This window comes from Luteibacter aegosomatis (genome assembly GCF_023078455.1).
Lineage (GTDB): Bacteria > Pseudomonadota > Gammaproteobacteria > Xanthomonadales > Rhodanobacteraceae > Luteibacter > Luteibacter aegosomatis.
Window position 1 is genome coordinate 4,395,010 of the sequence record NZ_CP095740.1, and the last position, 13,237, is coordinate 4,408,246.

The following is a 13,237-nucleotide window of genomic DNA, read 5'->3' on the forward strand; positions in this document are numbered from 1 at the left end:
GCTTGAGCATCGTTCGCCAACCGTGAGCGCGCCATGGCCTGCGTAACGCGACGGGGAAGCAGTCGTTCCAGACGTTCGCATCCAAAGCACCCCTGCTGCAGTCCGAGCTTTCGCTGAAAGCTTGACGTCACTGCTCGCAAGAATCGGAATCGCCTCACGCCGGACCTGCACGTGGCCTGCGGAGACGCGCGATCTTCCGTTCGTGGGGAAGCACATGATCGAACCTGTGACGCTGCACTGCCTGGGACGAGGACCACCGTGTCCTGACGGCGGCTAGCGCCGTCGATGACTCCATTTTTTTACCGCACCACTCATTGGTCCTTTGCGTACCGATGGGAACGATCACGTCTGCGCTCAATGCGAGCCACGGAGCAATTCATGAACAAGGTATTTAGCAAGGTCTGGAACCGGACACTGGGTCAACTGGTCGTGGCCTCCGAACTCGCAAGACAACCTGCGAGCAGTACGGTGACTTCATGCGTGAGGCCGCTGAAGTGGCTCGTGCTGTCCTTGGTTTTCGTCGTCCCCCACGCCCTGGCCGGAACAGTCATGCAGTGTGGCGCCGTCGGCAACAACACCGCGACGGGTACAGGCTGCAACACCCCTGCGACGGCGGACTCCTTCTCCATCGCGATCGGCGGCGGTAGCGGAGCCACTGCGTCGAATATCAGCATCGCCATCGGCGACGCCTCTTTTGCGAGCGGCAACAGCTCGATCGGCTTCGGTCGTCGCGTCAACGTCACCGGAAACTTCGGTCTTGGCCTGGGATACCAGGCGATCGTTTCCGCCGCGGGCGGTTCCGCTGTGGGAGCCAACACGAGGGCGTCGGGGCTTGCCGCCGTCGCCCTGGGCGGCAGCGCGGTGGACACGAGCGGGGCGGGTGCCAATGCGACAGGCAGCGGTGCGATAGCCATCGGCGGCAGCACGGGTACGGGAGTTGCCGCGGCCATCGCCACGGGCCAGGCGGCCATTGCCATGGGCGTCAGCGCGCAGTCGCGCGGAGACAGCACGGTGGCGATCGGCCGAAACGCGTCGGCGGGAGCGGGTGACGCTGCCACGGATGAACCGAATTCGATCGCGATCGGCGCCGACAGTACGGGTTACGCAAACAGTGTAGCGATCGGCAGCGGCGCCCTCGCTGACCAGGCGGGAACGCTACAGACCGATGGCGGCGTGGCGATCGGATCACTGGCACGGACTGACAACAGCACGACGCGAGCGGTGGCGATCGGGTCCGGCGCCATCGTCCGAAGCGCGACGACGATCGATGGAGGTACGGCCATAGGCGCCAGCGCCAACGTTTCCGCCAGTAATGGCCTGGCCCTCGGCACGGCGGCGGCCGCCACGGGAGTGGCCGCCATAGCGCAAGGATTGAATGCGGCCGCCAGCGGTGCGGGCGCGATGGCGCTGGGGTCGTCGGCCGTCGCTACCGCGGCCAATGCCGCTGCCTTGGGGATCTCGTCCCAGGCCTTGGGAACCTCGGCAGTCGCCATCGGCAATACCGCGGTCGCCAACAGTGCGGGCGATATCGCCATTGGCCAGAATGCCGTTGCCACGGGACAGGCCGGTTCGGGCTCGGCGGTCGCCATCGGTGTCGGCAATCAGGCCCGCGGTGCCGGTGCCGTCGCCATCGGCGATCCGAGCGTCGCCAACGGACAGGGCGCCATCGCCGTCGGCTTCAACTCGATCGCCACGGCCGACGGCACGACCAGCGGCGGCGCCGCGAACGGCGCGGTGGCCCAGGGCAATACGGCCATCGCCGCCGGCCAGGGTGCGGTCGCCATCGGTAATCTCACCCGGTCCAGCGGCCAGGGCTCGGTCGCCTTGGGGAACGCCAGTACCGCGCTCGCCGCCGGTGCCATGGCCTTCGGTGATAGCGCTACGGCCAGCAACGCGGGCGATGTCGCACTGGGTTCCGCCACCACGACGGCGGCAGCGGTGGGCACGGCCGGGGCCACGATCAACGGCACCAGCTACACCTTCGCCGGCACCGCGCCCGGCAGTACGGTGTCGATCGGCGCGGCCGGCGCCGAACGTACGCTGACCAATCTGGCGGCCGGTCGGATCAGCGGCACCAGCACCGATGCGATCAATGGCTCCCAGCTGTTCGCCACCAACCAGGCATTGGAGGCGTTGAATACCACGGTGGAAGCCGGTGCGACTCACTATTACAGCGTGAACGACGGGGGCACGGCAGGCGGAAACCGCGACAACGACGGAGCCAGCGGGCTGAATGCACTGGCCGCCGGCGTAAATTCGACGGCGACGGCCGACAATGCCACCGCCCTCGGCCAAGGCACCGGCGTCTCGGTGCTAGGGGGCGTGGCGCTCGGTTCCGGCGCGGTGTCCGATCGGGCGATTGCCCCGGTGTCGGGCACGATCACGGTCGGAACGAACACCATTCCATTCAACACGACGGACAAGACCCTGTTGGGCGCCGTCTCGGTCGGCAACGCCACGGGCTATCGCCAGGTCACGAACGTGGCGGACGGCACCGAAGACCAGGATGCGGTGACCCTGCGTCAGTTGAAGGGCGCAATGGGTTCGTTCTCGGTCACGCCGATCATGTATTTCCACGCCAACTCCACCCTGTCCGATTCGGCCGCCATCGGTACGGACGCCGTCGCCATCGGTCCCGAGACCACAGTCAACGGCGACAACGGTATCGGCATGGGCAACCATGCGATCGTGCAGCAGACGGCGCCGGGTGGCATCGCCATCGGCCAGGACACCACGGTGAATCTCGCCGATGGCGTCGCCCTGGGCACCAGCGCGACCTCCAACGCGATCCAGGCCACGGCGCTGGGAGCCGGTTCGCAGGCGGCCTTCGTGGGAAGCGTGGCCCTGGGCTCAGGCTCGGTGACGGCCGACAGGGTCGCCACCACCGGCACGACGATCAACGGGACGACGTACACGTTCGCCGGGGGTGCGCCCGGATCCACGGTCAGCGTCGGCGACGTGGGCGCCGAACGTACCATCACCAACGTAGGCGCGGGCCGCATCAGCGGCAGCAGCACCGACGCCATCAACGGCTCGCAGTTGTTCGCCACCAACCAGGCCATCGGCACGGTCGGCGCCAGCGTCACCAATCTCGGCAACACGGTGACGAACCTGGGTGACTCCATCGCCAACAGCATCGGCGGCGGCACCACGTATGATCCGACCACGGGCACGATCAACACCAGCATCAATTACGCCGGCAATACGTATAACTCGGTGCAGCAGGTGTTCGACCAGATCGGTACGAACGGCATCAAGTATTTCCATGCCAACTCGAACCTCGCCGACTCCATCGCCGCCGGCGTGAACAGCGTGGCGGTCGGTCCGGCCTCTGTCGCCAACACGGAGAATGCCGTATCGATCGGCAATGGAGCGACAGCGGGGTCGAACATCGGCGACGTGGCGTTGGGCGCAGGGTCGACGACCGCCACGGCGGTGCAGACGGCGGGAACGATCATCGCGGGAAATGCGTACACCTACGCAGGCGCAACGCCGACCAGTACGGTGAGCGTGGGATCGGCGGGGGCCGAGCGCACCGTCACCAACGTCGCGGCCGGCCAGGTGACCGCATCGAGCACGGACGCGGTCAATGGTTCACAGCTGTTCGCCACGAACCAGGCCATCGACTCGCTCAACACCACGGTGATCAACAACGCCACGCACTACTACAGCGTGAACGACAACGGCGTCACCACGGGCGGGAACTACGACAACGACGGTGCCACGGGCCTGAATGCCGTGGCGTCGGGCGTCGGTTCGGTCGCCACCGCGGCCGGCGCCACGGCGGTGGGCCAGGGCACGAATGCCTCGATCGACGGTGGCGTGGCCCTGGGTGCAGGCGCGGTGTCCGATCGCGCCATCGCGCCGGCCTCCGGCTCGATCACCGCCGGCACCCACGTGATTCCCTTCAACACGAGCGATAGGACGCTGCTCGGCGCGGTGTCGGTAGGCAACGCGACCGATTTTCGCCAGATCACCAACGTGGCCGACGGTACGGAGAATCAGGACGCGGTGACGTTACGCCAGCTGAAGGGGGCACTCAGCTCGTTCGCGGTCACGCCAACCGAGTATTTCCACGCCAACTCGACGGCGGCGGATTCGGCGGCGATCGGCGCGGAATCCATTGCCGTGGGGCCGGAGACCACGGTCAACGGCGACAACGGCATCGGTATCGGCAACCACGCGATAGTCGCGCAAACCGCCCCGGGCGGCACGGCCATCGGGCAAAACGCCACGACCAACCTGGCGGACGGCGTAGCGATCGGCACCGGCGCTACCTCCAACGGCATCCAGGCGATGGCGCTGGGCGCAGGCTCGCAGGCCGCGTTCGCCGGCAGCGTGGCATTGGGTTCGGGATCCTCCACGGACGCCGCGGTGGGTACGGCCAGCGCCACGCTCGCAGGCGTCAGCTACGACTTCGCCGGCGCCACGCCGGGCTCGACCGTCAGCGTGGGCAGCGCGGGCACCGAACGCACCATCACCAACCTTGCCGCAGGACGAATCGCCGGAACCAGCACGGACGCCATCAACGGGTCGCAGCTCTACGCGACCAACCAGACGCTCGAATTGCTCGGCTCGCAGATCATCAACCTGTCAAACGCCATCAATAATTTCCCGGGTGGCGGAAATACCAATAACACGTACAACAACAGCGGCGACAACAACACGCCGTCGTCCGCCACGGGCAACAATTCGACGGCGGTCGGTGCCGGGTCGAGCGCGACGGGTGACAACAGCGTCGCCATCGGTGCGGGCTCGGTCGCCGACACGTCCAACTCGGTGTCGGTGGGCTCGGCGGGCCACGAGCGCACCGTCACCAACGTGGCGAACGGTGTCCGCCCGACCGATGCCGCGAACGTCGGCCAGGTGGACCAGGCGCTGCAAGAGGCCAAGAACTGGTCGAAGGATTACGTCGACCAGCGTTTCCAGACGGTCGACCGAGACCTCAACCGGATCGGCAATCGCGCCAACGCGGGCGTGGCTTCCGCCATGGCCATGGCCAGCCTACCGCAGGCCTACCAGCCCAACCAGAATTCGGCAGCCGTCGCCGTGGGCAGTTTTCATGGCGAGACCGGCGTCGCCGTCGGCATGTCGACCATTACCGAAAGCGGGCGCTACGTGTTCAAGCTCAACGCCACGACCAATTCGCGTGGCGATGCGGGCGCGGGCGTCGGCGCGGGCGTGGTGTGGTGAGCAACGAACCCATGAATGCAATCCGAGGAATCCATCGTATGCGCAATCCAATGAAAGGCATCATGCCGGTCGTGGTCACCCTGGTCCTGGCCGCCTGCGGTAACGTCAGCCACGACGTGGCAAGGGATGGCCACGACGCAGGCCAACTCGTGTGGCCGGAGGTGGATCGTGTCACGCCCATGCACAAAGGCGGCACGTTCCCCAATCTGACGAACCTGCGCCAGATGAAAGCCGGCCTCAACAAGCAGCAGGTGTCCGACCTGATCGGCTTTCCGCACTTCAGCGAGGGCATCTGGGGTGTAAGGGAGTGGAACTACGTGTTCAACTTCCGCAAGCCCGGGAGCGACGACGTGACCGTCTGCCGATACAAGGTACTGTTCGACGACGATAAACTGGCTCGCAGCTTCTATTGGATGCCCGCGACGTGCGCCGACGTGCTCAACGAAACAACGCCACCGCCTGCACCGGCGGCATCCGCTCCCGTCGCGCCACAGGAAACGCGCGTACTGTCTACCGACGCGCTCTTCGCGTTCGACAGTGCCGAGCTGTCACCTGCCGGCAAGGCGAGCCTGGACGAGATGGCGTCGACCTTGCGGGATCAGGGTGAAACGCTGCGGTCCGTGCGAATCGCCGGCTATACCGATCGCATCGGCGGCGATGCCTATAATCTCGACTTGTCGCAGCGCCGCGCCGATGCGGTAAAGGTGTATCTGATAGCACGAGGCGTTCCCGCCGACCGCGTGGTCGCGCAGGGGCTGGGCGAGGCCGACCCACTGAAACGCTGCGAGGACGCACCGCGGGGAGCGCTTATCGAATGCCTCGCGCCCAATCGTCGCGTCGAGATCCGGGTGACCGGCATGCATTAGCAGGCCGATGCATGGAGTGCCGCCACCCGCGTGGCGGCACAGCCTGCGGGCTCGGTTACCGCGACGGAATCTTCAACCCGCGCTGCACCGCCGGGCGCGACATGCCGCGTTCGAGCCACGCCGCGACGTTCGGATAATCGTCGAAGCCCACGAGCTCACGCGCTTCGTAAAAGGTGATGAGGTTGTTCACCCAGCCGAGCGTGGCGATGTCGGCGATGGTGTAGTCGTCGCCCATGATCCACGTGCGACCGTCGAGCCGCTTGTCGAGGATGCCCAGCAGGCGCTTCGACTCGCCGACGTAGCGTTCCAACGGGCGCTTGTCCTCGAAGGCGCGGCCGGCGAACTTGTTGAAGAAACCCACCTGCCCGAACATCGGGCCGATGCCGGACATCTGGAAGTGCAGCCACTGGATGGTTTCCCAACGCCGCGCCGGATCGCTCGGGATGAACTTGCCGGTCTTCTCGGCGAGGTATTGCAGGATCGCACCGGATTCGGTGAGGCCCATCGGCTTGCCGCCCGGGCCGTCGGGATCGACGATGGCGGGAATCTTGCCATTGGGATTGAGCGATTCGAACTCGGGCGACTTGCTCTCGTTCTTCATGATGTCGACGAGGTGCGGCTCGTAAGGCAGGCCCAGCTCCTCGAGCATGATCGACACCTTCACGCCGTTGGGCGTGTTGAGCGAATACAGCTGCAGGCGGTCCGGATGCGCCGCCGGCCAGCGTTGCGCGACGGGAAAACCGGAGAGATCGGCGGTCATGGGGCATCCTTCATGGGAGAGACCGTCGAAGGTAGGCGTCCGAGCTTGCGTATTCAAGCAGAGGGCGCCAGCCACATCGCGGCGCCCCCTGTCCGGTCACTCCAGGTCGCCGAGCTTTTCGTCCATCTTCGGTGCGGCCAGCCAGCGGGCGATGTCCTCGCCGATGGCGTTGGCCGTACGCACGAGCACCGAGCAGCTTCCCTTGAAACCACCAAAGGCCCCACCCATCGACGAGCGCCGGTCCTTGAAGCTGCCCACGACCTTGCCGTCCTCGTAGAGCTTGCCCTTCACGGTGATTGACTTGCGGTGGCCGATGAAGCCGTTACCGTCGGACATCACGTCGGCGATCTCCATCCAGAGCACGCGTCCCGGCTCGGTGCCATCGACCTTCTCGGCGAAATTCACCGTCGTGCCGGTATTCAGCGCGCTCTCCGCCACGGCCCGCGGCATCTCGCCATCGAGCTTGCACTCCTCGAGCACCGCCTTGGGAACCTCGGCATCCTCGTTGAACCCCATATGCCTCTGGATCGTCACGACGTCGGCGGCGAACGCGGTCGGCGTGGCGGCAAGCACGAACAGCACGGTCAATGCGCTCTTTTTCACTTTGATTCTCCCTTGTGATCCATCATGGAAACCGCGGTTTGAGCATCACGGGCATCTTCGTCACGATGCGCCCGTTCACCGCCAGGAGGCGGCGCACGACGATGAAGCATTCCTTGTTGGTGATCCTGGACGAGACCTCGTAATCGCCGCCGTCGTCCACATGGAACTTGGCGTCGATGGGGCCGCATTTCTGGATCGTTCCCGGTTCGTACTTGTTGCCGGGCGTGTCCATGCGAAACGAGAAGAACGCGTCGATGTCCTGGTCGGCGATCACGTAGTGCTCATCGGCCAGCCGCGTGGGTTCTTCATCGTCGGGCATGCCGATACGGGCGCGATTCCCCGGCCACAGGAGGCCATGGGCCACCATGTCTCCGCGCTTGTCGCCGGGTTGTTTCTCGGGACGGATCATTAGGTCGCCTGCGCCGCCGATGAGTCGGATACGCGCGCGGGGCCCACTCGTGGGCTCGGAGGCTTTCGGAAGCAAGGCTGTCATGCAGCCGGACAGCATCACCGCCGTCACGGCGGTTGCCAGCATGGCGTGTAACTTCATGTTTTCCCCTGTAGCGTGATAGCGGACGAGACCGTCATCCGGTCTCGTCCCGGCCCCAACCTAACACGAAGCCAGGGGCCGGTGTCAGGGGGCGCCCATGCCTACCCGCGATTGAGCTTGCTGTGACGCACGCCGTAGGTGAAGTACACGATCAGGCCGATCGCCATCCAGATCGCGAAGCGCTCGAAGGTGATCCACGGCAGGCCCCAGATCAGGGCCAGCGAGAACAGGATGCCCAGCGGCGCCACGAACCAGACGGCCGGCGTACGGAACTTGCGCTCCAGGTCCGGCTTACGCACGCGCAACACCAGCACCGAAGCGCAGATCAGGATGAAGGCGCTGAGCGTACCGATGTTGACCAGCTCGGCCACTTCGCCGATGGGCAGCAGGCCGGCGACGATGGCCGTGAACACGCCCAGGATCATGGTGGGACGGGCGGGCGTGCCGAAGCGCGGATGCACACGGGCGAACCACGCGGGCAGCAGGCCGTCGCGCGACAACGCGAACCAGATGCGCGCGGCGCCGAGCATGAAGGCGAAGAGCACGCTGATCACGCCGATGACGGCGGCCACGGCGATGATGTTGCTGATCCACGGCAGGCCGATGGCGTTGAACGCATCCGATACCGAGGCCTCGCCGCCGAGGCTGGTGTAGGGCACGATGCCGGTGAGCACCATCGACACGGCGATGTAGAGCACCATCGCCACGGCCAGCGAGAGCAGCACCGCGCGAGGCAGGTCGCGCTGCGGGTTGCGCGCCTCTTCGGCGGCGGTGGTGAGCGTGTCGTAGCCGAACACCGCAAAGAACACCACGCTCGCGCCGGTGAGCACGCCGTGCCAGCCGAAGTGGCCCACGCCCTTGTCGTCGATGGTGCGTTCGGGGATGAAGGGGTGCCAGTGCGATGCGTCGATGAAGAACGCGCCCACGCCGATCACCAGCACCACGCCGAGCACCTTGATACCGACGATGAGGGTATTGAGGCGGGCACCCCACTCCGTGCGTACCGAGAGCATGATCGCCACCAGCAGCGAGATACCCGCGGCGATGACGTTGAAACGATGGCCGTCGGTGGGTGCGGGCACCGGGTCGGCGAAGCTCACGCCGAGCGAACCCAGCGCGTGCTGCCAGTAGTACTTCATGGTGTCGGCGCTCATGCTCTTCTGCGCCCACTCCGGAAGATGCACCCCTGCCGTGGCCAGCAGCACCTGCACGTAGCCGGACCAGCCGATGGCGACCACCGCCACCACCAGGGCGTATTCGAGCAGGAGATCCCAGCCGATGATCCACGCGGCGCCTTCGCCGAGCACCGCGTAGCCGTAGGTGTAGGCGCTGCCGGTGACCGGAATGAGCCCGGCGAATTCCGCATAGCACAGGGCCGCGCAGGCGCTGCCCAGGCCGGCGATGATGAAGCTCAGCGCCACGGCGGGACCGGCGTTCATGGCGGCCTGCTGGCCGGCAAGCACGAAGATGCCCACGCCGATGATGCCGCCGATGCCGATGGCGGTGAGCTGCCACAGGCCCAGCACGCGGCGGAAATCCCGGCGCTGGCCGACCTCCGCCTGCAACTGCTCGACGGATTTGTGGCGAAGGAACTTGGCTAGCGACATCGGGGGATCCCAGGGGCTCAATGGGCCGGGATCATAGCGGGCGGGGGCGGGTCGTGTCGTCGGGCGGGTGCAGCATCGAGGCTCCGGCCAGCCTTGGATTCGCCGATACGATCGGCTCCCACCCTTCGGTAGCCACGCGTCTACCGAAGGGTGGGAGCCGATCGTATCGGCGAATCCGACGGAGCGGTAAAGCGTCAGCGGCCGTCCACGGCCCTGCGCCCCAGCCGCGGATCATCCGTAAAAAACGCATCGATACCCGTGGCGAGGTAGGCACGGATCTCGTTCACCGAGCCCTCCTCGTTGCGCTCCGCGTCTCCCGCCGCGTTGCGAAAATCCGCAGCCAAGAAGTGATTCTCCGGGCGGAAGGTATACGGATGCACCTCCAGCCCCGCCGCATGGGCGTCCTTGACCAGCGACGACGGCGACGCCAGCTTCCCGTCCTTGCCCAGCGGGATGATGCTGCGCGTGGACGGTCCGATGGCGTCGGCATAGGCACGGATCGCCTTCAACCCGGCCGGGGTCATCATCGCGCCGTAGGTGGTACCGGGCTGGTCGGCCGGATGTTCGTTGGCGTCATCCATCAGCTGGAGCAGGCGGACATTGGGGTGGCCCTTGCCGAGCTTGTCGTGGAGATACTTGAGGTTGCCCACCTCGAATGACTGGATCTCCACCGGCGCGCTTCGCGTATAGGCATGCGCGGCGAGCGTCGCAAGCACCTTGTCTTCCATGGGCAAGCCGATGCCATGGAAATAAGTGGCATGCTTGATCTCGGGAATGATGCCGATGACCCGCCCGCGCGCCGAGGCTTCCGCGGCCACGAACTCGATCATCTCGTCGAAGGTGGGCACGGCGAACTGCCCGTCGTACGTGGCATTGCGCCTGCGGATCTCGGGGAGGCGCTCGCGGGCGCGCAGCGTCTTCAGCTCGGCCAGGGTGAAGTCCTCGGTGAACCAGCCGTCGATCTTTACGCCGTCCACCGTCTTCGTGGTGCGGCGCGCGGCGAACTCCGGATGCGAGGCCACATCGGTGGTACCGCCGATCTCGTTCTCGTGGCGGATCACCAGCACGCCATCCTTCGTCGAGACGAGGTCGGGTTCGACGAAATCCGCGCCATCCTCGATGGCCACCGCATAGGAGGCCAGCGTGTGCTCCGGGCGCAGGGCGCTCGCGCCACGATGGCCGATCACCAGCACGCTGGCGGCGATGGGGCGGACCGATTCCGCGTGCAGGGTCATGACGTGCGCTCCGATCAGCAGGGCAAGAACGCAGGAGGATAGAGCAAGCCGCTTCATCAGAAATCCGCCGAGAGGGTCACGAAACTCTGCCGCGGGGCACTGGCGTGGAAGGCCAGGGCGCGTCCCTGCGGGTCGGTGGCGCCGAACGCCGTGAGATTGGTGGCGTAGCGATGATCGGTGAGGTTCGTGACATTCAGGGCGAGGGTCAAGGCCTCGAGCTGGCCGACCGCGCCGAAGTCGTAGCTCGCACCGACGTCGAACGACGTGGCGCCGGCGACGCTCTGGTCGTTGGTGTAGGTGTAATAGCGCTTGCCGGTGTACTTCCCGCGCAGGCTCGCCGACCACGGGCCGAACGTGTAGCTGATCTCGCTCGCGTACAGGCGCTTGGGCGTGTCGACCGTGGTCTTGTCCTTCACCGGCACGACCTGGCCGTTGGCGACGTAGTTGTCGTCGTACGTCGAATCGTTGAACGAGGCCGAGTTGTACCACTGGAATCCGTGGAACGGTTTCCAGATGAAGGTGAACTCCGCGCCGCGGCTGGTGACCGAACCCACGTTCACGAACGCCGTATTGCATTCCGGGCGCGTGCCCTGCTCGATGCTGGGACAGGGATTGAGCGAGAGCAGGCGGTTGTCGAACTTCACGTCGTACAGCGCCACCGAGGCCTCGTAGGACTGGCCGATGCTGCGGAAACCACCGTCGATGGTGCGCGATCGCTCCGGATGCAGGTTCGCCTTCGTGCCGTCGAAGGCGGTCTGCGACACCAGCAGCGGACCGCTCGCGCCGCCGCCCTGGAAAGCCGCGATATTCTTGGCGTAAGACAGGAAGAATTCCTGCCCCGGCGCCACCCGGAAGGCCACGCCCGCCTGCGGCAGCAGCGACTTGCCGGCCTTGAGCGTGCCGTTGGCCATGGGGCTTTCCACGCCCGGGGCCTCGCGCGCGGTCATGGTGGTGTGCGGACTCTTCACGCCCACGTCCACGGTGAGGCGATCGTCCAGGGCCTTGAAAGTGTCCTGCAGATAGGCCTGCTTGGTGGTGATCACGTAGTCCTGCGCGAACAGCCGGCGATCCGGGTCGGAAAGGTAACGGTCGTCGCTCACCGGACCGGAGATGTAGTAGAAGTTGCGCTCGACGTGATGATCGTTGTGCTCGTACCACAGGCCGCCTTCCACGTGGTGCGCACCGATGTCCCACGAGAGCGAGGCGATGGCGCCATCGCGGTTGATGGTGTAGTTGGTGCTTCGGATCGAGATGGGTAGCTCCTCCGGCGTGCCCGGGTACGACGGCTGGCCCGGCGACCACCAATGGCCCTGGCCCGCGTTCTCGTGGTGGTAGGCCTGCGTGTGCAGCGTGGCGCCCTCGGCCACCGTGAAGTCGCCGGCCACGTAGTAGAGATCGTCGCGGCGCAAGGCGCGGCTCTGGTAGTAGGCGTCGTCGATGTTGTCCACGCCGCCGGAGAAACCGCAGCGGGCATCCTTGACGCCGCCCTTGGTGTACGCGGGCGCGCAGTAGGCCGCCGCAAGCGCGCGCTGCCAGTCCGGGGCATAGAGATTCCAGTCCCAGCCGAGTCCGCGCCGCAGGCCGCTCTTGGACAGGTAGGCGTAGTCGGCCTGGCTGGTGCGCGAGGTGTCGACGAAGCCCGTGATGCGGTTGCCGTCGCCGAACTCGTAGACGGCCTTGCCGTTGAACTGCTGCGTGGTGGTATCCGAATTCGGGCGGGCCCACATGTCGGCGTCCGCGTGCACGCCCGAGAGATACATCGAAAAACCCTTGTAGTCGCCGGTGTCGATGCGCGCATAGGTGCGACGGTTATGGTCGCTGCCGAAGGTCTGCGCCACCTTGCCGCCGAAGGTCTTGGCGGGGTCGGCCGAGAAGTACTGGATCGCGCCGCCGAGGTTGCTGGTGGAGGCGGTGCCCAGTGCGCCGATACCCTCGGCCAGTTCGACGGTGGCCATGTTCTCCGCGATCAGCGCACGCGAGATATTGAGGCCGTTGTAGTTCCCGTAGGCGTTGTCGCCCAGCGGCAGGCCGTCGAGCGTGTAGCCCAGGCGGGTGGTGTTGAAGCCACGCAGGGTGATCGACTGCGACTCCTCGTTGGCCCCGAAGGCATCGTTCGACTGCACCGACACGCCCGGCAGGCGGTTGAGGATCTTCTGCGGGCTGGTACCCGGCGGCAGCACCTTCTGGTCTTGCGGCACGATGCGCTGCACCTGGCGGGTCTCGCCCTGGCCGATCACCGAAACCGTCTCGAGGTCCTGGGTCTTGGGCGGGGTACCGTCCTCGGCGTGGGCGACGAAGGCCCATGCGCAGGACAGCGCGAGGAACAGGGGACGGCGGCAAGGCTTCATCGGGGCGAACCTGAGGATGGAAAACCCCGCAGATTGGCGATGCGATGTGTACGTTTTCTTACGATGGCATGCGAT

General features: G+C 66.1%; 8 protein-coding genes. 2 read left to right on the top strand and 6 right to left on the bottom strand.

Annotated elements, in window-relative coordinates; all coding sequences use genetic code 11:
* Positions 1 to 378: 378 nt before the first annotated feature.
* Positions 379 to 5,193, top strand: coding sequence for a YadA-like family protein (locus L2Y94_RS19710; protein ID WP_247371403.1), 4,815 nt, complete (start codon positions 379 to 381; stop codon positions 5,191 to 5,193).
* A 38-nt stretch (positions 5,194 to 5,231) separates the two neighbouring features.
* The gene (locus L2Y94_RS19715; protein ID WP_247371404.1) at positions 5,232 to 6,059 is read left to right on the top strand and encodes an OmpA family protein; all 828 of its coding nucleotides are present in this window, start codon (positions 5,232 to 5,234) and stop codon (positions 6,057 to 6,059) included.
* 55 nt (positions 6,060 to 6,114) lie between these two features.
* On the opposite strand, the gene L2Y94_RS19720 is transcribed toward L2Y94_RS19715, so the two are convergent.
* The 6 genes from L2Y94_RS19720 to L2Y94_RS19745 all read right to left on the bottom strand — a co-directional run bounded on the left by L2Y94_RS19720 (position 6,115) and on the right by L2Y94_RS19745 (position 13,162).
* Positions 6,115 to 6,819 carry a glutathione S-transferase family protein gene (locus L2Y94_RS19720; RefSeq protein ID WP_247371407.1) on the bottom strand — a complete coding sequence of 235 codons (705 nt, stop codon included), beginning with the start codon at positions 6,817 to 6,819 and terminating at the stop codon, positions 6,115 to 6,117.
* 96 nt (positions 6,820 to 6,915) lie between these two features.
* Complete coding sequence (locus L2Y94_RS19725) at positions 6,916 to 7,422, bottom strand: hypothetical protein (RefSeq protein ID WP_247371410.1); 507 nt, start codon at positions 7,420 to 7,422, stop codon at positions 6,916 to 6,918.
* A 22-nt stretch (positions 7,423 to 7,444) separates the two neighbouring features.
* Positions 7,445 to 7,972, bottom strand: coding sequence for a hypothetical protein (locus L2Y94_RS19730; protein WP_247371412.1), 528 nt, complete (start codon positions 7,970 to 7,972; stop codon positions 7,445 to 7,447).
* A 101-nt stretch (positions 7,973 to 8,073) separates the two neighbouring features.
* Positions 8,074 to 9,579: an amino acid permease gene (locus L2Y94_RS19735; protein WP_247371413.1), complete on the bottom strand. Its 1,506-nt coding sequence runs from the start codon at positions 9,577 to 9,579 to the stop codon at positions 8,074 to 8,076.
* Between the two features lie 194 nt (positions 9,580 to 9,773).
* Positions 9,774 to 10,814, bottom strand: a complete 1,041-nt coding sequence (locus L2Y94_RS19740) for a glycerophosphodiester phosphodiesterase (RefSeq protein ID WP_247371415.1) — start codon at positions 10,812 to 10,814, stop codon at positions 9,774 to 9,776.
* Between the two features lie 56 nt (positions 10,815 to 10,870).
* The gene (locus tag L2Y94_RS19745; RefSeq protein WP_425602417.1) at positions 10,871 to 13,162 is read right to left on the bottom strand and encodes a TonB-dependent receptor; all 2,292 of its coding nucleotides are present in this window, start codon (positions 13,160 to 13,162) and stop codon (positions 10,871 to 10,873) included.
* Positions 13,163 to 13,237 lie beyond the last annotated feature (75 nt).